This is a genomic window from Priestia endophytica (genome assembly GCF_026790145.1).
GTDB classification, from domain to species: domain Bacteria; phylum Bacillota; class Bacilli; order Bacillales; family Bacillaceae_H; genus Bacillus_I; species Bacillus_I endophytica_A.
Genome location: NZ_JALAMS010000001.1, coordinates 728,565 through 747,188, shown reverse-complemented (window position 1 = coordinate 747,188; position 18,624 = coordinate 728,565). Strand labels below are relative to the sequence as shown.

24 protein-coding genes and 1 riboswitch are annotated in these 18,624 nt (G+C 36.5%); of the genes, 5 read left to right on the top strand and 19 right to left on the bottom strand.

What is annotated here, in order from left to right:
* Positions 1 to 10 precede the first annotated feature (10 nt).
* Entirely contained in the window at positions 11 to 1,378 is a 1,368-nt protein-coding gene (locus MOC86_RS03905) for a sigma-54 interaction domain-containing protein (RefSeq protein ID WP_268582813.1), read from the bottom strand.
* Between the two features lie 72 nt (positions 1,379 to 1,450).
* Positions 1,451 to 2,782: a 4-aminobutyrate--2-oxoglutarate transaminase gene (gene gabT / locus MOC86_RS03900; RefSeq protein WP_268582812.1), complete on the bottom strand. Its 1,332-nt coding sequence runs from the start codon at positions 2,780 to 2,782 to the stop codon at positions 1,451 to 1,453.
* A gap of 299 nt (positions 2,783 to 3,081) precedes the next feature.
* On the opposite strand from gabT, the gene MOC86_RS03895 reads away from it, so the two are divergent.
* A complete protein-coding gene (locus MOC86_RS03895; RefSeq protein WP_268582810.1) occupies positions 3,082 to 3,600 on the top strand; it encodes a GrpB family protein in 519 nt (172 codons plus the stop codon).
* Between the two features lie 14 nt (positions 3,601 to 3,614).
* Here MOC86_RS03895 and MOC86_RS03890 read toward each other — a convergent pair whose 3' ends face one another.
* The 8 genes from MOC86_RS03890 to MOC86_RS03855 all read right to left on the bottom strand — a co-directional run bounded on the left by MOC86_RS03890 (position 3,615) and on the right by MOC86_RS03855 (position 7,425).
* Positions 3,615 to 3,905, bottom strand: a complete 291-nt coding sequence (locus MOC86_RS03890) for a hypothetical protein (RefSeq protein WP_268582809.1) — start codon at positions 3,903 to 3,905, stop codon at positions 3,615 to 3,617.
* Entirely contained in the window at positions 3,896 to 4,978 is a 1,083-nt protein-coding gene (locus MOC86_RS03885; RefSeq protein WP_268582808.1) for an anti-sigma factor, read from the bottom strand. Before MOC86_RS03885 ends, MOC86_RS03890 begins: the two co-directional genes overlap by 10 nt.
* Positions 4,971 to 5,474, bottom strand: a complete 504-nt coding sequence (locus MOC86_RS03880; RefSeq protein WP_019393303.1) for a sigma-70 family RNA polymerase sigma factor — start codon at positions 5,472 to 5,474, stop codon at positions 4,971 to 4,973. Before MOC86_RS03880 ends, MOC86_RS03885 begins: the two co-directional genes overlap by 8 nt.
* Before the next feature lie 226 nt (positions 5,475 to 5,700).
* Positions 5,701 to 5,835, bottom strand: a complete 135-nt coding sequence (locus MOC86_RS03875; protein WP_019393302.1) for a YvrJ family protein — start codon at positions 5,833 to 5,835, stop codon at positions 5,701 to 5,703.
* Between the two features lie 102 nt (positions 5,836 to 5,937).
* Entirely contained in the window at positions 5,938 to 6,153 is a 216-nt protein-coding gene (locus MOC86_RS03870; protein WP_268582806.1) for a DUF2922 domain-containing protein, read from the bottom strand.
* Between the two features lie 15 nt (positions 6,154 to 6,168).
* Entirely contained in the window at positions 6,169 to 6,384 is a 216-nt protein-coding gene (locus tag MOC86_RS03865; protein WP_019393300.1) for a DUF1659 domain-containing protein, read from the bottom strand.
* An 84-nt stretch (positions 6,385 to 6,468) separates the two neighbouring features.
* On the bottom strand, positions 6,469 to 6,891 hold the full coding sequence (locus MOC86_RS03860; protein WP_268582805.1) for a hypothetical protein: 423 nt from the start codon (positions 6,889 to 6,891) through the stop codon (positions 6,469 to 6,471).
* Positions 6,892 to 6,975: 84 nt separating this feature from the next.
* A complete protein-coding gene (locus MOC86_RS03855; RefSeq protein WP_268582804.1) occupies positions 6,976 to 7,425 on the bottom strand; it encodes a hypothetical protein in 450 nt (149 codons plus the stop codon).
* 246 nt (positions 7,426 to 7,671) lie between these two features.
* Here MOC86_RS03855 and MOC86_RS03850 point away from each other — a divergent pair, with 246 nt between their 5' ends.
* Complete coding sequence (locus tag MOC86_RS03850) at positions 7,672 to 8,088, top strand: hypothetical protein (RefSeq protein WP_019393297.1); 417 nt, start codon at positions 7,672 to 7,674, stop codon at positions 8,086 to 8,088.
* Between the two features lie 27 nt (positions 8,089 to 8,115).
* Here the strand turns inward: MOC86_RS03850 and MOC86_RS03845 are convergent, their stop codons facing one another.
* Genes MOC86_RS03845 through MOC86_RS03830 form a run of 4 tightly spaced genes read right to left on the bottom strand, consistent with a single transcriptional unit; the run spans position 8,116 to position 11,531 of the window.
* Positions 8,116 to 9,270 (bottom strand): FAD-dependent oxidoreductase, encoded by a 1,155-nt coding sequence (locus tag MOC86_RS03845; protein WP_268582803.1) that lies wholly within the window; start codon positions 9,268 to 9,270, stop codon positions 8,116 to 8,118.
* 60 nt (positions 9,271 to 9,330) lie between these two features.
* Complete coding sequence (locus MOC86_RS03840; protein ID WP_268582802.1) at positions 9,331 to 10,578, bottom strand: FtsW/RodA/SpoVE family cell cycle protein; 1,248 nt, start codon at positions 10,576 to 10,578, stop codon at positions 9,331 to 9,333.
* A gap of 3 nt (positions 10,579 to 10,581) precedes the next feature.
* Entirely contained in the window at positions 10,582 to 10,989 is a 408-nt protein-coding gene (locus MOC86_RS03835; protein ID WP_061803795.1) for a PadR family transcriptional regulator, read from the bottom strand.
* A gap of 2 nt (positions 10,990 to 10,991) precedes the next feature.
* Positions 10,992 to 11,531: a sigma-70 family RNA polymerase sigma factor gene (locus MOC86_RS03830; RefSeq protein WP_268582800.1), complete on the bottom strand. Its 540-nt coding sequence runs from the start codon at positions 11,529 to 11,531 to the stop codon at positions 10,992 to 10,994.
* A gap of 115 nt (positions 11,532 to 11,646) precedes the next feature.
* On the opposite strand from MOC86_RS03830, the gene MOC86_RS03825 reads away from it, so the two are divergent.
* From MOC86_RS03825 to MOC86_RS03815, 3 genes are all read left to right on the top strand, one after another.
* Positions 11,647 to 11,892: a hypothetical protein gene (locus MOC86_RS03825; protein WP_124050512.1), complete on the top strand. Its 246-nt coding sequence runs from the start codon at positions 11,647 to 11,649 to the stop codon at positions 11,890 to 11,892.
* A 315-nt stretch (positions 11,893 to 12,207) separates the two neighbouring features.
* Positions 12,208 to 12,348: a YrzI family small protein gene (locus MOC86_RS03820; RefSeq protein ID WP_019393291.1), complete on the top strand. Its 141-nt coding sequence runs from the start codon at positions 12,208 to 12,210 to the stop codon at positions 12,346 to 12,348.
* A 182-nt stretch (positions 12,349 to 12,530) separates the two neighbouring features.
* Positions 12,531 to 13,325 (top strand): ABC transporter ATP-binding protein, encoded by a 795-nt coding sequence (locus MOC86_RS03815; protein WP_268582798.1) that lies wholly within the window; start codon positions 12,531 to 12,533, stop codon positions 13,323 to 13,325.
* A 10-nt stretch (positions 13,326 to 13,335) separates the two neighbouring features.
* Here the strand turns inward: MOC86_RS03815 and MOC86_RS03810 are convergent, their stop codons facing one another.
* The 5 genes from MOC86_RS03810 to MOC86_RS03790 all read right to left on the bottom strand — a co-directional run bounded on the left by MOC86_RS03810 (position 13,336) and on the right by MOC86_RS03790 (position 18,414).
* On the bottom strand, positions 13,336 to 14,580 hold the full coding sequence (locus MOC86_RS03810; protein WP_268582796.1) for a DNA polymerase IV: 1,245 nt from the start codon (positions 14,578 to 14,580) through the stop codon (positions 13,336 to 13,338).
* A gap of 103 nt (positions 14,581 to 14,683) precedes the next feature.
* Positions 14,684 to 15,130: an OsmC family protein gene (locus MOC86_RS03805; protein ID WP_268582795.1), complete on the bottom strand. Its 447-nt coding sequence runs from the start codon at positions 15,128 to 15,130 to the stop codon at positions 14,684 to 14,686.
* A gap of 269 nt (positions 15,131 to 15,399) precedes the next feature.
* The gene (locus MOC86_RS03800) at positions 15,400 to 15,627 is read right to left on the bottom strand and encodes a hypothetical protein (RefSeq protein WP_268582794.1); all 228 of its coding nucleotides are present in this window, start codon (positions 15,625 to 15,627) and stop codon (positions 15,400 to 15,402) included.
* 120 nt (positions 15,628 to 15,747) lie between these two features.
* Positions 15,748 to 17,157: an amino acid permease gene (locus MOC86_RS03795; protein ID WP_268582793.1), complete on the bottom strand. Its 1,410-nt coding sequence runs from the start codon at positions 17,155 to 17,157 to the stop codon at positions 15,748 to 15,750.
* Positions 17,158 to 17,245: 88 nt separating this feature from the next.
* Positions 17,246 to 17,421, bottom strand: a riboswitch (Lysine riboswitch).
* A 111-nt stretch (positions 17,422 to 17,532) separates the two neighbouring features.
* Positions 17,533 to 18,414 carry a Cof-type HAD-IIB family hydrolase gene (locus MOC86_RS03790; RefSeq protein ID WP_268582792.1) on the bottom strand — a complete coding sequence of 294 codons (882 nt, stop codon included), beginning with the start codon at positions 18,412 to 18,414 and terminating at the stop codon, positions 17,533 to 17,535.
* Positions 18,415 to 18,624 lie beyond the last annotated feature (210 nt).

Genomic DNA, 18,624 nt, shown 5'->3' with positions numbered 1-18,624 from the left:
CTAGAAAAAACTACTCTTTTCCTCTTGTATATTTCTGAATCTTTCTTATTGCTGAAGACTGGCTGATTCCAAGTTCTTCAGCTACTTTGTAAGATGAGCCAAATTCTTCGTATGCCTCTTGAATAAGACGACATTCAAGCTCTTCTAATTTTTGTTGGAGAGACAAATGTGGGGAAATATACGTTTCTTGTTGAAGAAATGGGACATCTTTTATGGTAACAATACGTTCACTTGTCACAACAAGACGCTCAACCATATTTTCAATTTCTCTTATATTTCCGGGCCATTCTCCTTTTAAAAAAGCTTCAAACACTTTCGGAGAAAATTCCACACTTCGATTATATCGCTCATTAAAAACGGTTAAAAAATGATGAACAAGTGGAATGATATCTTCTCTTCTCTCTCTCAAAGGCGGTATGTACAGTGGGATAACATTCAGCCGGTAATATAAGTCTCTTCTAAACGTACCCTTTTTCACCATTTCTTCTAAAGGCTGATTTGTTGCTGCAACAATTCTTATATCAAGCTTTATTTCTCTCGTTCCTCCAATTGGACGCACTTTCTTTTCTTGTAATACGTACAACAACTTGCTTTGTGCTGAAAGAGAAAGTTCTCCAACTTCATCAAGAAAAAGCGTGCCAAAGTTCGCTTTCTCAATCAATCCTTTCTTTCCTTGCTTAAGCCCCCCTGTAAAAGAACCGCCTTCATAGCCAAAAAGCTCTGCTTCAATAAGCGTCTCTGGCAGCGCTGCGCAATTCACTTCATAATAAGGTTTTGTCTTACGAGAACTCCTATCATGCATAAGGCGAGCAATTCTGCTTTTTCCGACTCCTGTTTCACCAAGAATAAGGACTGTTGTATCAACTACTGATACTCGTTCTATAAACTGAAACACTTTTTTCATTTTATCGCTATGAACAATAATTCCTGATATTTCGCTCTGCGTTTGAACAAGCTCACGCTTGTAAAATTCAATTTGCTGCTCCATTTTATCAACTTGATGAGAAAGTTCCATTAAATCTGTTAAGTCTCTTGAATAGCTAATGACGCTTTTAAGTTTTCCGTTTTTATAAAAAATAGGTCGTGCTCTTACATGAAGATAACGACTTTTATCTGTTTTTTGAACAATTTCTAAGGCCTGTTTACTTTCAATAACTTGAAGACTTGCTGAAGGATAAAAAATCCCCTGCTCTTCTAGCTCCCTTACATGCTTTCCAACAAAGTCTGATTTAGAGAGACCATAGTACTGTTCACAAGTTGAGTTCACCATAATGACCGTACCATTTGCATCCGTTACAAAAATTTCATCAAAAGATGATTCAAAAATATCGTAAAGCTCTTCTGCTATCTGTCCATGATGATGGGTATGAAATGTCATCTTTTTTCCCCTTTTGCTCAATTCTTTTATCTTCATCATAGCATAAAGGGGAAAAAAGATTATAGACTTGTTTTAATATGAGAACTCTTTGCTAGATGTACATTCTTTCAATAGCTCTTCCATTAGAACTAACCCTTGTTCAAGCTGTTCATCTGTAATCACAAGCGGCATAAGAACACGCAATACATTCCCATATACTCCAGCACTCAAAAGAAGCAAACCTCTTTCATTCGCTTTTTGAGCAATTTCTTTAGCGAGAAGAGCGTCGGGCTCTTTTGTTTTTGGATCTTTTACAAGCTCCATTGCACACATAGCACCAAGAGAACGAACGTCTCCGATACATTCAAATGTTTCCTGCCATGTTTTAAAACGGTTTGTTACAGTTTCACCAAGCTTAACAGCTCTATCATTTAACTGTTCCTCTTCAATGATATCAAGAACAGCAAGAGCAGCTTTACAACCAAGCGGGCTTCCGCAATAGGTTCCTCCAAGTTCTCCAGGGGCAGCTGTATCCATTACTTCACTTCGTCCTATTACTCCGCTGAGCGGGACACCTGCTGCTAAAGATTTTGAAACTGTGATTAAGTCTGGCTCAACGTCAAAATGCTCAATGGCAAACGTTTTTCCTGTGCGTGCAAACCCTGTTTGAATTTCATCTGCTACGAACAGTATTCCATGCTCCTTACAAAATTCAGCAATCTCTTTAACAAACTTTTTAGATGGGACAATAAAACCACCTTCTCCTTGAACAGGCTCCATTACAACTGCAGCTACTGTCTCTGGAGCTACTTCATACAAGACAAACTTTTTGAATTCATCAATAATAAAATCTGTATACTGCTCTTCTGTCATTCCTTCAGGACGACGATATTCATATGGATAAGGTGCTTTATACACTTCAGGTGCAAAAGGACCAAATCCGTATTTATAAGGCTTTACTTTCCCTGTCATCGTCATCGTCATTAACGTTCTGCCATGAAAGCCGCGTGTAAAGGAAATTACTCCTTGGCGCTTCGTATATTTACGAGCAATTTTCACTGCATTTTCCACAGCTTCTGCTCCACTATTTAAAAACATTACTTTTTTTTCAAAACTTCCTGGTGCAAGGCTTGCTAACTTTTCCGCTAATTCAATATATGACTCATACATCATCACATTAAATCCTGTATGAATAAAATCATCAATTTGTTTGTGCAAGGCTTCTGTCACTTTTGGATGACTATGGCCAACGTTAATTGTTCCAATCGCTCCTGCAAAATCAATAAATGTATTGCCATCTACGTCTGTAACAAGAGCTCCCTCTGCTTTTTGAGCAAATGCCTTATTCCCATAACTAACGCCTTTTGGAACAATAGCTTCTCTTCGTTTTAATAGCTGTTCTGATTTCTTATATTCTTTGCTCATTGCAATCTCTCCTCTAAATAAAGTCTTCCCTCTCTTATAATGCAAGTTTTGTGCCATCTTTTAAAAAGACGATAAGAAAAGATTTTTATCCTCTGCTCTATGCATAGGTTAAGTCAAGAAAGACTCGATAAGTCTTTCTTGACTCAACTCCTATATATCGTTTAAGTTTGCATAGTATGATTAAAATTTACAAACCGATTACTTTTTCATTACCGTTTGCTTATAATCATCAAATTTGATAACAAACGAGTATTTTTTTTGTATACTTTTAATGAATGGTGATTTGGGAGGGATAAAGATTGAAAAAAGAAGAAACCATTTCACTTTCCACTTATGACCCAGCGTGGCCGAAGCTCTTCCATTATGAAAAACATCGAATCAAAAAAGCGTTAGGTATGGACTTATGTGATATAGAACATGTAGGAAGTACTGCTGTAGAAGGGATGATTGCAAGACCTGTTATCGATATTCAAGCAGGCATGTATTCTTTACGACTAACAGAGCCACTCTATCATAAATTAGAAAGTCTTGATTACACATTAGCTGAAGAAATAGAAAATGAAAGATTGCTTTTTACAAAACGAACAAACCTTTCGATTAACTTACATATTGTTCTTTATGATGGAGAGCGGTGGAGAAACGGACTACTTTGGCGCGACTACTTACGCAGCACACCTAAGATTGCCCAAAACTTCGGCAGCTTTAAACACGGCCTTGTAAGAAACGGGGTTCACGATCTTCAAGAATATATTAGTCAAAAGCTTTCTTTTATTAACAACGTTATAAACTACGCAAACCCAAAAAAAGGCTGGGGATGAAGTTCCCGAGCCTTTTAAGGTAGATTGTGAATTACTCCTATATAATGTACAACAAGCGCAGATGAAATTAAAATAACCACGTTCAGTAAAAAACCTAAAAGTGACAGCGTGCTTTTTCGGCGCTTTAAAAATAAACTAATGAAACCAAGCCCTCCTCCAATAAATAAAAATGGAAGGAGAATCTCTAAATACATCTTTTGCGTTAAAATGGTCACATTAGCTAAAATCAATCCTAAAAAACCGATTCCAAACGATATTAACCCAATAAGGGGTTCTTCATGATTTCGCTTTGTTCTTATTCCCATTGCCAAAGTTCCACCTCACCTAGTTCTAATCCTTTTACATGCTTATTATCCTTTAGCTTCAAAATTTCTTTTGTTGGGCCTGTCATAACAATACCATATGTTTTGATGCCGTTTTTATTGACATAAGCTAAGCGTTCTTTTAAATGCAAGTCCCGCGATTTTGCTATTTTTTCAGACCACTCTTCATTCTCAGTAAGCTCTTTTAAGATTTGATGAAATTCCTCTGTTGTCATTTTCTTCGGATTTTCAATTCCATTTTCTACAGGATAACCGATTGGTGTTACAACAACGCCATTTTTATCTTTTTGTTCTTTTTCATATCCTGTATCAATAGCATACCATAATGTTTTATGATCCATATTCCCTAGAAGATTTTCCACATCACTTGGATCATATAATTTGTCGAACGACACGTAGGCCTCTGCAACCGTTCCTTCTGGTAGCTGACTTAAACGCTGCCACTCTTTTTCAGATGAAGGAAACGGGCTCACGCTCGGATGATGGATTTTTAAGTCTTTCACTTTCTGAGAAGAAGAAAAAGAATCGCTTAAATAATTATGATCCACGTTTTCAAGGTTGCTAAACCATAAATTAAGTCCTTTGTCCCCAATCCGTGTCTGTTCTGTTCCAACTTGTTTCCACATATCAAGATTGGCACTTAACGTAAAAAGACCAACTTGCTCATGAAACTTATTGCGATCAATTTGTACGTTGGGCTCTGTGACCATTACCGTATCTGAGGCAACGTCCAAAAAGCGATTTGCCATATTTTGTTCTTCTCCGTATCCGTAAAAGATATACGTTAAAAGCGTCCCAGCAGGTAAGATAGAAAGAAGCAATACGCTTCCAAGCAAAGCGGCTTTAATTACAGCTTTTCTTCTTCCTAAGTTGATTAATTTCAACTTTTTCTCTTCCGATAATCCTTGCTCTTCCATATTCGGTTCAAATTCTTCATCAAGAAAATCTTGATAAACCTCAAACTTTTCTAAGTCTTGCTCTAGCTCCTCTTCCTCAGCGTGAGAAAGTTTTCCTTCTTTATAGAGCTCTAGCTTCTTGCGAAATTCATTATCCAATGTCATCATCCTTTTCCTTTAACTTGCGCAGTTTCCGTCGTGCTCGAAACAAAATACTTTTGTAGTTCGCAAGCGATACACCCATCTCATCTGCTGCTTCCTGATATGTAAGTTCTCTTACATCCGATAGCAAGACAGCTTGTCTATATTTAGGAGATAGTTCGTCCATAGCGTTAAAAACATTTTGAACCGAATCTTTTGTAAGTACCTGTTTTTCCACTTGATCGTTCGATTGAACAGTCCGAAAAAATTCATCATCAACAACAGATACACGTTTATGTTTCCTTAAGAAATCAATCCACACGTTATGCGCAACTCTAAATAGCCAGGCTTTTATATTGGTTGTCTCATCTTTATCAACATGTAAGTAAGCACGATAAAATACTTCCTGCACTAAATCCTCACTTATATAATGGTCTTTACTTAACGAAAGGAGGTATCGATACACATCTGTTACATATTGCCTATATAAGTCTTCTAACGTTTGTTCATCCATTGTATTTTCCCTTTCTATAACCTCCACCCGTTTATTCCGTTTACAAAACGAATCGAGGCAGCAAAAAGTTGCACCTTAATTTCTGGTTTTACATTGTTTTATTAAAAAAGTCAAATTCTCTTTTCATACGTTTAATGGATGTAAAGGTTTCAAGAACGTCAAAAAATAGGTAAAACTCCCCCTTTGATGCGTCTTTTGGAGGGGCTTTACCTTTTCATTTTAAACTTTAAAAAAGGCGCTCTGGTAGCTTGTCAACAGATTCAATTAGCGCATTAAGTCTTCCTTCAATTCTATGAAGCAAATAGATGCTCACAGCAATTGGAAAGCCAACTTCTGAGGCAATTGAAATAAATTGGTCCATTTTATATCCCCCTATTCTAACGTAAATGTACTAGAATTTCACCTCTTTTATAAAAAAAGACCAAGCGTGCTAATATGTTTTTAGCAGCGCTTGGCGTTTTCTTTAAACGATAAGCTCTGTTACTTCTCGACTCACAATTTGAGCTCCTTTTACCTCTTTAAAACCTCCACCTTGTGAACTAAATATGTTCTGTAAAATAAGTTCCTCCATCACTGCTTTAATCTCGGCTTCTGTCACATTTTCTCTAGGATGCTGCAAAGAGATACTTACTGATTTTCCACTTTCATCTAAAAACTGCATACTTAGCGTTTTCTCCATTATTATTCCCCCTTATTATTCAACAATAAAATGAACGTCATTTTGTTCTACTCTTTCAAGTGGAAGTGATTGTAAAGAAGCAAGAGCATTCGCTGCTTTGTACAATTGATCTTCGGTGCTGCTAGCTTTTGTGTTGTACGTTTTAAAAGCATAAACCGGATTTCCTTTCTCATTTGTCCCTTCCAAAAATACGAGTCGAAGCTTGCGTGTTTGTAAGATTGTATTTGCCATCTTTATCCCTCCTTTCACTCTTTTTATACAAAGTAACAATAAAAAAAGGGTAGTCATTTTTTCATGACTACCCTTTTTTATCGTTTATATAGCTTTTCTTCTTGTAAACCGTTCATACTCATAAAACAAGTGATGAAGAGGCTTGTCGTTTAAGTTTTCAAAACCAGCCGTAGCATAGATTGCATATGCATTATACTCAATCCCCATCACCTGTTCCCCTTGTAAAAGAGGATGCTCTGCTATCACCCATTCAGCACCAGTCAGAGATTCGATCACAACTTCACCAAAGTACACAAACATCATTTCCTCAAACTCTTCTTTTGACGTTTGAAAGATGGACCATTTTTCTTTTTTCTCTATCTCTCTATATAAAAGTTCGATATCAAGCAAACTTTCTGCCGTATAATCTAGAGGAAAACCTTCAATACTATCGCAAATTGCCGTAAGTTTGGCAAGATGATCTTTACGCTTTTCATAAAAAAAGACGTTTGCTGCAAAGTTAGTCAATCTAACGCCTCCTTAACTTTACCATTGAGTAAAGTCTATCATAAAGAGGCATTGTCCTTTATACAAAAAAGGTGGTGAACCATCCTATCCTTGCCAATTTGCTACTTCTGCTTCATTTTGAATGATCTCTTGTTCTTCTTTGTATGTGTAAAAGATAACGTTTCTTTCTTCTTCAGAAAATCCAGCTGAATGAAGAAAATAAAGATCCTTTCCTATTTCACGAACAAGACATTCAACCATGACATAAAAATGTGGAAGATGATTGTCTTCCAAATATTTAAAGTAATTTAAAACTTCTTGTTCTCTCTCCAAGTTTTGGTTTTCCTCGTATTTCTTAACATTTTCTATGTATGAAAAAGTTTCTAAAACCCATTTCTTTATGTGATCTAAAAACTGTTCCTGATTAAAAGAAGGAACTGATTCTTGTCCTATTGTAGCAAGCGAATGAAAAACTTCTTCATGCGCCCGGGCAAGCTGTTCGCTGCACTCCACTAACCACGGCATATCATAAGCAATCTGCAGTAAGCGTATCAATTTTTTTCTCTCCTTTACATTTTTATCGTGCATGCTTAACAGGTTATATTCTTATATTATTCAACAAGTTAATATAAAAATCCTATATAAATATTGCTAAAGTTACTTTAATTAAAACAAACCTTCTCTTTTTTACTCTATAACCCTTTATTACCTTTCGTAAAACTTTATGTAGTGGGAAGTATAAAAAAGAAGAAAAATTTATATAAAACTGCTCTTTCAAGAAAGAAAGGAGCGAAAAAATAAATGAGCAAGAAAATTGCTGTTTATCTTGTTATTTTCTCTATATTTCTAACTGGATTTTCAGATTCTTTCACATCCTCAAATAAGAATGTGGAAGTTTTCGATCTTACTCAAAGTAAAGTTGTTAAGATTACACCAACAAATAAGGTATTGCAAAAAGAAGCAGAAAAAAGCATCCGTTCCATAACTTTATTAAGCAAAAAAGTAAGCCCTCTTCCTCGAAAAGGAGCATTAGTGCGGATTCCCCTTGACCCTGCTGTTTCCATTAAAAATGAATGGATGGACGACCTTGTTGACGAAGTTATTATTATTTTTGGCGAGCGTGAAAAACCGCTCCTTATGGTATTTACTGATGAAAATCGGACCCTTTTCTTTGAATTCAACTATAATCCTAAAGAAATTCGAACTTTGTTAAAATAAGCCCGTGTCATGTCACGGGCTTTTTCTTTAAGAAAGAAGCGTAGGCTCATACACTTGGTTCACTAAATACTGACCAACAGCGAAAGAGGCTTTTCTTCCATAGTATGGTATTTGCACAACATGAGCAGAACACTCCCCATTAATGAAGAAGAAGCCTTCTCGGAACTGGCCATCTGTTGTAACAACAGCTTGATCCTGCTCTGTAAAATGTGGTATAAGATCTTCTCTAGCAATGGAAGGAATAACGGTTTGCACCTGTTCTAAGAAATACTCTTCGGAGCCTACATCCTTCATCGTTTTTTTATATGTTCCAATCATGCCCCTGTAAGAAGAAGCTTTTCTGATACTTGATATATTCGAAATAAACTCTTTTATATTTCCTTTAATGTGACCCTCATTTATGGAAGAACCGACTTCCATCCCACCGTTAAACGTCGGAGCTACATAAATATTTAAAAAAGGGGCAAGGGCAGATGGTACAGGTGACACAATGTGCTGGAGTTTTGCTTCTTCAACAGAATAGTACTGTCTTTGTATCGGGAACTTTTCTATATCCGTATAGTAGTCGCTTAATTTTGCGACTTTGTTACTTTGAAATTCTTCACAATTGATATATTTTTTGGCATAGTACGCTCCATTGTTCGTTTCTACTACAACCGATTTCTTCCCTTCCACAATGCTTTTTACTTTCTCATCATATCGTATTTCCACTTCACTTTCTTTTACATCTTGTAAAAGTGCTGAGGCAACTTTTTTATAATCAACAATGCCTGCGGATGGAACATAAAGGGCACCTATCCCAAGCGCAAAAGGCTCTCGTTCAAAAAGTTCCTCTTGTGAAAGAACTGTACTATCTTCATCATTTTTTTGTAAAAAATGATGAAGTTCAACTTCTTTTTCGTCTTTTGCCACAATCAGCTTGCCACATTTTTTATAAGGAATGCTGTGCTCATCACAAAACCGGTATAGCTCTTCATGCCCTTGTTTCACAAGATTTTGTTCTACCGTATTTTTGCCAGCATAGATTTCTGTATCAATCATGTTATTTTCCGAATAAGCTTCCTCAGCACTTTGAGCAAGAATCAAGACACGCGCTCCTTCTTCTCTTTCATGAAACGCTTTCGCTGCTGAAAGTCCCGTTAAATTGCCACCGACAATAATCATATCGTACATACATCTCATCCCTTTCCATCCCAATATTTCCCTCTATCTTAGCATGACTCAATTTGAATCCCTAGGAAACTACTCTTTCAAACTGTTTATATTCTTCCACCGATAAACACTAAGAACAAAACCAATGAAGGACGCATTAATCATAAATGAGATAACACCATAGCTAACAAATGGCACAGAGACGTTTAGAAACGGTACTTTTCCCATTCCCATAAGCAGGCCCCATACACATGTCACCCCATAAAGGATAATAACGCCGAGTGTTAAAGCTCGTCCAAACGGTTCCCTTGTTCCAATGAATGTTCGGTACATTCGAAAAAGCAGAAAGCTCATAAGAAATAATAAAAATAGACTGAAAAGCCACCCATACATGTACGTAAGAGGTACAAAGATTAAATCAACATAATATTTTGTATTGAGTTCTACTGTTGAAGGTAAAACTCCATTTCCAAACCAGCCTGCCCTGCTTAATAAATAAAAGGATTCTGAAAAAAGCTGGTATGGTTTTTCTCTCCATAAGTCTATAATCTTTGGTAACGTTGTACCTCTTAACAAGGATGCAGCATAAGCTGACAAAATCAACACAACAAACCATATATAAAGGTGGCTTCCCTTTCTTTTCCACTTCCCTGTTCCTGTTAAACATAAGGCAAGAAGGATGTAAAGAAGAGAAGGCCCATAGTACCCCATCCTAATAAACATAAAAAATGGAAACACAAGTAAAAAACTTGATGCTAGAAAAGACATCCTGTTCCGTACCGTAAATGAAGCCCATGAAAGAAGAAAAAGAGGAAATGTGATATAAGCACTTGAAAAAACAGGGCCAATGCTAACAAAAGTTCGACTCCCCTTTACAGTCCCAAAGAAATACATATAAAGAAGAAATAAACACCCTACTATATAAAAGAACAATCCTTTATTTTTTAATTTTTCATAGTTAAAAAACATAAGCAACCCAACAATACATACGCTAATCGAAACACCTATACTGTGCATTTTAAGCATATCTGATGAGGAGACTTTCGTAAAAAGAATTGGAGTTAGGAAACTTAATGCTATTAAGGAAATCATCGTTAAAAGAGCAAACCAATCTACAATAGGTCGATGCAGTTTATTCATCTTTTTCCCAATTTGAGCTGGACTCCCCATTTGTTCAATTGTTTTCTTTTCTGCTTCTTCCTTCGTCATTCCTTCTTCTTCCCATAAGGAAGAAAGCTCTCTCATATGTTGATAGAGCTCTAGTCGAACGACTTTTTTCGCTTCCTTAGAACGAATATGAGCTGTAACCCGATTTAAAAAAGCTTCTTTCATATCCATTGATTACTCTCCCAAACTCCAACTTTGGGCAAAAGTCTTCACTTCTTTTCTCATATCACTTGCTTTCCCTAAGACTTTCGCTCCTGTTTCTGTTAACTTGTAGTATTTTCGCTCAGCTTTCCATTCGCCTACAATCCAACGTTTGTTCTCAAGTTCGTGAAGAAATGTATACATCATCCCTTCCTTCCCTTCGAACGCAAAAAGAGCTTGCGACTTTAAGGCAGTTAAAATTTCCATTCCGGTTTTTTCTGTTCTCACAAGTTGCAACACAGCAAAAAGTATCTTATTTTTTTCACTATCCCCTCCATTTATGGAAGAAGAAATAGCACGACGGTGCCGATCTGTAAACTGTAAATCTTTAAAAACCGTATTCTTCATCGCTTTTTTTAAGGATGCTAATTTCTCGTCCATTGTTATGCCTCCTTTAATTCATCTTTTAAAAGCTCTTTTGCTCTTCTAAGGCGTGTTTTCACCGTATTTTGTTTAATACCAATAAGCTCTTCAATTTGTTTTAGCGACATTTCTTCAAAATAGAAAAGGTAAATAACTTCCCTATATTTTATAGGTAGATTCATGACAACACTTACTAAACTTTCATCTTCACTTTTTTGGATTACTTCTTCTTCAACACTTTTTTGCTTAGGAGAAGAAAAAAGCGAGAGTTTTTCAGATACCATAACTTTTCGGTAGTGCCAGCTTTTAAAATAATCTTTACAGTGATTAATCGCAATCCTCCATAGCCATGTTTTCATTTTAGCTTGCCCTTTATATGTAGGAAGTGCTTTGTAGCACTTTACGAAAATTTCTTGCGTCAAGTCTTCCGCAATTTCGCGACTTTTCACATATGAATACACAAGCTGCAGCACATCTTGGCCATAATCAATCATGAGTTCTTGAAGTACTTCATCACACTGATCCTCTTGGATTAGCTTTTCGAGTGCAACCTCACTCATTCTGACACCCCCTTCTTCTCTTTTCATTTGACGAACTCCCCTCTCTAAAAGTTTGGTTTTTTAACTTATGTTTTTATGGACATACTAATGCTATATGTATGAAAGGAGAGATTAGATGAGTCAATACTCTGGTTTAATTGTTTCAGGACACTATGTTAGAGAAGAAAATATGTTTTATATTCGAGCAATTAACGATATTTTTCATTCTTCATCCTATACAAAGGATGAACTGAACTTTTTTTATGAACAAATAAAAAAAGGTGGCTTCCTCAATTTTGAAGACCCTGCTCCTCTTTCACATACTGAACAACATATGCTTCTTAATGATTTAAAAGAGATTAGCCATCTATACTCTCTTTAGCTATTTTCTTAGAAACCTTTTATAATTTCTACCCTTTTTGCCTATTTTTTCAAAAATACCTTTACCTTTTTCTGATTTTTCTATATAATTACATCGTTAAGAAAAAAATTCCAAGGAGGTCGACATTTATGAAAAAGTTTATGCATACTCTTGATTGCTGCCGTTTTTCTGTATTCCATCCGACCTTCCGTGGAGTGAAATAAGTTTTATTCTTTTCACATTCTACGCCACAGGACGGATGATGTTCTGTGGCTTTATTATGTTTAAAGCCATGAGTATTCTCGTGGCTTTTTACTTTAAAAGGAGGTGAAAAGAATGACACTCAACTTAATATTTTTTACCATTTCATTTAAAAAGCGGAAGTATACAAACGAAGAAATCGAGTACAACGAGTTTGTAGAAAAGATTATGAAAGAACAGCACGATAAGATTATTAACTATTACTACCACAACTAATAAATCCATTTTGAAAGGTGATGATATGTATGAAAAGAATGACACTATGGAAAGGAATCCAAATCACACACTATATAGATATTGACTCAACATAGCCTTTTTGGAAACGGTAAGCTGGACGAATTCAGAAAATAAAGTAAACTATACTAATAGACTTTTATTTTTTGGTAGGAGGAACAGCAATGAATACCGTTATTTCGCTAGACAATATTTCATGGATCAGACAAAAGCAGCCAATTATTAAAAATGTGTGCTGGACAATACAGGAAGGTGAACACTGGGCACTTGTTGGTCGAAACGGCTCTGGGAAAACGACACTTTTAAATATGATTAACGGCTATCTTTGGCCAACAAAAGGAAGCATTTCTGTTCTTGGAGAAACGTTTGGTCGCGTTAATTTACAAGAGCTTCGCAAGCATATTGGAATTGTTAGCTCCTCTCTTAGCGAACGATTTTCTTCAACAGTGCTCTGTGAGGAAGTTATTGTAAGCGGAAAATTCGCTTCTATTGGATTATATGACCAAACAGAAGAGGCAGATTTTGAAAAAGCGACTGAGCTTATGAGGATGCTTGGAATCAAAGGTCTAGCAGCCCGAGAGTATGGTATCTGCTCACAGGGTGAAAAGCAAAAGGTGCTTATTGCACGAGCTCTTATGGCAAATCCCAAGCTTCTCATTCTTGATGAACCATGCAATGGCCTTGATTTACTTTCACGTGAAGCATTTTTAGAAAGTATTGAAACACTAGCATGTCTTGAGGATGGTCCGACCTTAATTTATGTAACACATCATATCGAAGAAATTTTACCTGTTTTTAACAAAACTTGTTTGTTAAAAGATGGAGAGATCTATGCTCAAGGAAATAAGGAAGAGCTTTTAACCTCTAAAACGTTATCAACCTTTTTCAACGTTCCTCTTGAAGCTCAAACAGAAAACGGAAGAACTTACGTTAAAATTCTTCAACAAGAAAAGCGCTAAACAATTATGTTTAGCGCTTTTTCCATGCTCCATATTTTTTCTTGAAGTTTTCTTCAAAAGAAGAAGATTTTTGAATATGATGAACTCCTCGATGTAAAAGCGTCCTATCAAATTCTTTATTAATATCTTCTACAACGTCTAAAATTTCTTCATCTTGGATTTCATTTTCATATGTAAACAAGCTAAGCTGTTTTAATGATTGCTCTTTTTCTTCAACCCGAAGAGCTGTTACACCAAGAAGGCGTACAGGAGAACCGTTCCAGTGTTTGTCAAACAAAGAAGAAGCAACTTGAAAAATATCTTCTTTCTCTTCAATTGGATTCATCAATTGCTGACTTCTTGTTACAGTTTGGAAATTGGCGTACCGTATCGTAATTTGGATATCGTCTGTTACCGTATTTCTCAATTTCATTCGTTTGCTAACCGTTTGAGACAAGCTATTTAACGTGTTTAATAGTAGTTCATCATCGTCACTATTAAAGGCAAGCGTTGTTGAATTTCCTATGCTTTTTACTGTTGCTGCCGCATCAGGATCAACAGGGCGTTCATCTATTCCATTTGCACGCTTTTTTAGCTGTGGTCCTAGAATACCAAGTAAAGAAGATAACTTCCTCTCTTCTTCCCGAGCAAGGTCCCCTATCGTTTGAATCCCAATACTGTGAAGCTTTTCAGCCGTTTTTTTGCCAATGCCGTGCATTTCATGTACCGTCTTTGGCCACAGCTCTTTTTGAACATCTCTTTTTCTTAAAATAGTAATGCCAAGCGGTTTTTTAAAATCAGAAGCCGTTTTTGCTAAAAATTTGTTCGGTGCAATTCCGATTGAAACAGGCAAATCGTATTTTTGTAAAATGTCTCTTCTAATTCTTTCAGCAATTTCAACAGGCGTACCAAGCTCATGACAGTTCGTAATGTCTAAGTACCCTTCATCAATTGAAGCAGGTTCAAGCAACGAGCTTATCGTTGATAAATAGGTGAAAAGGTTTAGGGATGCTTCTCGGTACAGAGAAAAGTTAGGCGTGCAAACAGCAAGCTCTGGACATTTCTTCCTTGCCTCCCACAAAGGCATTGTTGTATAAATTCCATATTTTCTCGCTTCATAATTGCACGTTAAAATAATTCCTCTTCGCTTCGTTCCTGCTACTGCAACTGGTTTGTCTCTCAAAGATGGATTGTTCGCAATTTCAACAGAGGCGAAAAAAGCATTTGCATCAATATGTAAAATAACGCGTCCCTTTTTTGGATACATCGATTTCATGAGCATCTTCCTTTAATATCGCTTTCCCTTTATCTTACCAAAAGAACATATGTTCCTCAACAGATATAAAAAAAGGATGAGCCCATATAGGGATCATCCTTTTTCAAACTACCCGAACAGTTTCTTCTGTTGCTAATTTTACATTTCCAGCTAAAGCTCTTGAAATCATACATGACTCTTCTGCTTTATGTGCTAGACGACGCGCTTTCTCAACTTGAAGAGGAGTTGATTCCGCTTTTAATGTAATAACAGGCTTATGCGTTATGCTTTCATATGTAAAGATGTTGTTTGTAACATCCACAACAGCATCTGAATGAAGAGTTAAACTCTCTACCCCAATGTCTGCTCTCTCAAGCATAGCAGCAAGTGTTATCACATAACATGTTGCAGCTGCTCCGAGCAGCATTTCATCAGGATTTGTTCCAACTCCAGGGCCGCCCATTTCTTTTGGAATCGAAATAGAAGACTTTAAATTCCCTGCTTCAATATGCCCGTCGCTGTTTCTTCCTCCATTCCAAACGGCTTCTAATTGAAAAGGATGTTTAGCCAATGTAATTCCTCCTTCTAAGTGTTTGACTTTGTCACTATAGCACACATTACGAAAGGCGCGTACTTTTATGCTCTTTGTTTTTCCTTATCTTTTTTTGTATATAAGCAATAACTAAAAGAAGCAGTGGAAGCATTTGCGGCACAATATGAATCATAATAATATTATGTCCTGTTCCTTCTTTAATGTGCTCAGGATAGCTGCTTGCAATTGACATTAAAAGGAGGAGAATTAAAAATTACGTTAAGTGCAAACCAAAGGCCAACTCTTTCCTAAATTTCCTTGTCTATCCCTTTGGCAAAAAATTGACGAATAGCATAAAGAGCTAAAAGAAGAAAAATGAGGCCCCAAATTGAAAAGGCGTAGCCAGCTGGTGTTATAAAAGCATTGATGCTGTCCGAGATTTTAGACACGTTGCGGCTTTCTGGAAAAAAGTAATTTGTACTGATCATAAATAAGAATGCTAAAAGATTAATAGCGCTTATAATAAGATATTTCATCGTTATTCCTCCTTCTTCACCTTGTATTCCACTTTTTATCACTTGATAAACACTATTCAGAACACTGCCTTTTCATCCATAAAAAAAGCTGAAGGAAAGTTCCCCTCAGCTTTTCATACTTTATTGTTTTTTTCCTTTACGCTTTACAAGCGGATAAAATACAATTCCGATTAAAAAGAGACCAATTCCTAAAGAAAAAGTTTTCATATCTGCAGTTCCGGAAATAATAACCCATGCCGCATAAATGAATGCAAGACCCGCAATAATTCCGTCTTTTATGCGTGAAGATTTTCCACCTAGTTCTGCGTATGTTTCACCTTTAATGACAACTTTTAAGAAATAAATAGTTGAAATTAAGTATGGGATAAGATAAGCAAGCGTTGATGATGTTGTTAAGAAAGAATACGCTTGACTAATCGTTCCTGAAACAGTTGAAAAAATAAAGATTTGAGACATAATATTCGTTACAAGTAAAGCATTACTTGGGCTTCCTTTTTTGTTTGTCTTTGCAAAAAAGGCTGGAAAGTTTCCTTCACGAGCTGCTCTGTATGGAACTTCTGAACTTAATAAGATCCACCCAAGCATTGATCCAAACAAGGAGACAAGTGCAAGAAGTGCCATAATGATACTGCCGCCACGACCAATTAAAACGTTTAAAACATCTACGAAAGGCTTATCTGATGCTTGAAGTTCACTATGTGGGAGTGCCCCCATTGTAATTATTGTAATTGTCATATAAATAATAATAGCAATTGTTACACCTGCAACAGTGGCCTTTTTAATATCGCGCTGTGAAGATGCTCGACCTGATAAAATAACGGCTGACTCAATACCAACAAATGCCCATAGTGTTGAAATAGCGGCATTGTATACTTGACTCGAAAGTCCAAGCGGATTTCCTCCATCTGTGCTCTCAACAGGATAATAAAAACTTCCCATTGTGGAGAACTGAAAAGCAAATAACCCAGCAATAATGAAAAGAGCGAATCCCATGACTTTTGAAAATGTCGTAACAAAATTCAGTTTACCTGCTGCATTCATACTTGTAACTAAGATGGTATGAGTTCCCCATAAGAAGATAGAGCAAACTACAAAAGTAATAAGCTTCCCTAATTCAATTGGTTGAGATCCAACATGAAATAATACTCGACCGTCTCTCATAATCGGTAGAAAAGTAGATAAATAACCTGCAAAACTTGTAATAATCGCTACGTTGCTAATCCAGTTTGCTACCCAATATCCCCAAACGGTTGTAAAACTTGCTACATCACCTGTTTTTTTATTTTCAAATAGCGCTCTCGCATAACTCTGCGGTCCCGCTTGTAGCTCTGGTTTTCGAATTGATAGCGTTCCAAAAGTTAGGGCAAGCATTAACACACCAAACCCAGTAACAGCCCATGCTGTCATAACGCCAAGTGGACTTGCCACTTGTGCAAGCGTACTTGGAAGCATGAAAATTCCTGATCCTACCATGTTTCCAACAACAAAAGCTGTTAAGAGCCAAAAGCCCCATTTTTTCGTTTGTTCCATGCTGCAAAAATCCTCCAATAAGTAATTTTTAGCAGACAAAATAAAAAAGTATGGAAATGCCCATACTTTTGCATTCACTCTGCCATATCTCTCTGATAGCCCTCCACAAAAACTTGTGGCAGTCCTGTACTTATTTAATACAGGCCCAGCTTATAAAAAAAGTGGTTTTTTATAAGCTTCGGCGCTCATTCCTTTCACATATGTTCATAAGCTCCACTTGCTTCCCATATGTTACTCCTAATACGCGCAACCTCTACCTCACCGAGAAAGAGTGAGGATTTATATTATTTTTACTACGTTATAATACCAAAGAGAGCATGAGCTGTCAAAGCCCTATTTTGTGTAAAATAAGGAAAAACAGCTCATGTTTGTTTCTTATGCTTTTAGAGAACTTTTTAATACTTTCTCAATCGCTTTTGCTACTCCATTATTATCATTTGTTTCGGTTACATAGTCACATAATGACTGCACTTCAGGATCTCCATTTCCCATTCCAAAACTTGTAGCTGCTTCATTAAACATACTAATATCGTTGCGATTGTCTCCAATAGCGACTGAATGTTTCATATCAACTTTTAAATGCTCTGCCATTTTACGAAGCGCAATTCCCTTTGTTGCCTTCAAGTGGTTGACCTCCACGTTATGCAAAGCAGATGAGCTAATAGCTACGTTGTCGCTTTTTCCTAATTCATCTTTTACAACTTGCAGCTTGTTTAAGTCGAAGGAGAAAAAGAGGAATTTAAAAATATTAGTATCTTCTTGGAGCGCTTTTTTCATAAGCTCTTCTTTTGGTAAAAAGGTAACGCCAGCCTGCTGTGACTGTTTGGCAGCTAAAAGATCAAGTTCAAAGCGAGAAATTTTTTCATTGGAGCTTCTCACCCGGTCTGCTTCTGCTTTCATTACATCTCCTGCATTTTCATATGTATAAACACCGTCTTGCACATACATTTCAAAGTAAACTTCCTCATCGTTATGGAAGCGAAGATTCATAGCATTTTGAATGTCTTGCTCCTCTAGAGATTGGCGATGAAGAACGTTTCCTTCTTCATCTCTTACGTCTGCTCCGTTTGCACAAATCTTAGGAAGTTTAAGATCGAACGGTTGTAAAGGACGCATTGCATCCTCATAGCTTCTTCCCGTTGCAATGACAACCTTAACCCCAGCACGCTGTGCATTCTTGATCGCTTCTACATTCTCAGCAGGCACCTTACCTTCACTATTTAATAATGTTCCATCCATATCAATTGCAATAATCATCAATTGTTCCCCCTTGCTGTATTTGTTTTTACTATAGCGTATGAAACGCTTTTCACTGAAAGATTTTTTATTATTTCATGTTATTTTTTAGACATAGTAAAAATATTATTCCCTATTTCATATGTTTCAATCAAAAATTAGAGTTCCGTGAAATGCTTGTGAATTATTGCTCTTTTTTGTTGTCCTCTTCTCCTTATCTATAATACTATA

What these genes read in the sequence shown, in the direction of transcription:
- MOC86_RS03820 (WP_019393291.1), top strand. Translation starts at nt 12,208, where the DNA reads ATGACACTCAACTTAATATTTTTTACCATTTCATTTAAAAAGCGGAAG.
- MOC86_RS03890 (WP_268582809.1), bottom strand. Translation starts at nt 3,905, where the DNA reads ATGGGAATAAGAACAAAGCGAAATCATGAAGAACCCCTTATTGGGTTA.
- MOC86_RS03810 (WP_268582796.1), bottom strand. Translation starts at nt 14,580, where the DNA reads ATGAAATCGATGTATCCAAAAAAGGGACGCGTTATTTTACATATTGAT.
- MOC86_RS03800 (WP_268582794.1), bottom strand. Translation starts at nt 15,627, where the DNA reads ATGAAATATCTTATTATAAGCGCTATTAATCTTTTAGCATTCTTATTT.
- MOC86_RS03850 (WP_019393297.1), top strand. Translation starts at nt 7,672, where the DNA reads ATGAGCAAGAAAATTGCTGTTTATCTTGTTATTTTCTCTATATTTCTA.
- MOC86_RS03815 (WP_268582798.1), top strand. Translation starts at nt 12,531, where the DNA reads ATGAATACCGTTATTTCGCTAGACAATATTTCATGGATCAGACAAAAG.
- MOC86_RS03835 (WP_061803795.1), bottom strand. Translation starts at nt 10,989, where the DNA reads ATGGACGAGAAATTAGCATCCTTAAAAAAAGCGATGAAGAATACGGTT.
- MOC86_RS03845 (WP_268582803.1), bottom strand. Translation starts at nt 9,270, where the DNA reads ATGAGATGTATGTACGATATGATTATTGTCGGTGGCAATTTAACGGGA.
- MOC86_RS03790 (WP_268582792.1), bottom strand. Translation starts at nt 18,414, where the DNA reads ATGATTATTGCAATTGATATGGATGGAACATTATTAAATAGTGAAGGT.
- gabT (WP_268582812.1), bottom strand. Translation starts at nt 2,782, where the DNA reads ATGAGCAAAGAATATAAGAAATCAGAACAGCTATTAAAACGAAGAGAA.
- MOC86_RS03825 (WP_124050512.1), top strand. Translation starts at nt 11,647, where the DNA reads ATGAGTCAATACTCTGGTTTAATTGTTTCAGGACACTATGTTAGAGAA.
- MOC86_RS03865 (WP_019393300.1), bottom strand. Translation starts at nt 6,384, where the DNA reads ATGGCAAATACAATCTTACAAACACGCAAGCTTCGACTCGTATTTTTG.
- MOC86_RS03880 (WP_019393303.1), bottom strand. Translation starts at nt 5,474, where the DNA reads ATGGATGAACAAACGTTAGAAGACTTATATAGGCAATATGTAACAGAT.
- MOC86_RS03870 (WP_268582806.1), bottom strand. Translation starts at nt 6,153, where the DNA reads ATGGAGAAAACGCTAAGTATGCAGTTTTTAGATGAAAGTGGAAAATCA.
- MOC86_RS03795 (WP_268582793.1), bottom strand. Translation starts at nt 17,157, where the DNA reads ATGGAACAAACGAAAAAATGGGGCTTTTGGCTCTTAACAGCTTTTGTT.
- MOC86_RS03905 (WP_268582813.1), bottom strand. Translation starts at nt 1,378, where the DNA reads ATGACATTTCATACCCATCATCATGGACAGATAGCAGAAGAGCTTTAC.
- MOC86_RS03875 (WP_019393302.1), bottom strand. Translation starts at nt 5,835, where the DNA reads ATGGACCAATTTATTTCAATTGCCTCAGAAGTTGGCTTTCCAATTGCT.
- MOC86_RS03830 (WP_268582800.1), bottom strand. Translation starts at nt 11,531, where the DNA reads ATGAGTGAGGTTGCACTCGAAAAGCTAATCCAAGAGGATCAGTGTGAT.
- MOC86_RS03840 (WP_268582802.1), bottom strand. Translation starts at nt 10,578, where the DNA reads ATGGATATGAAAGAAGCTTTTTTAAATCGGGTTACAGCTCATATTCGT.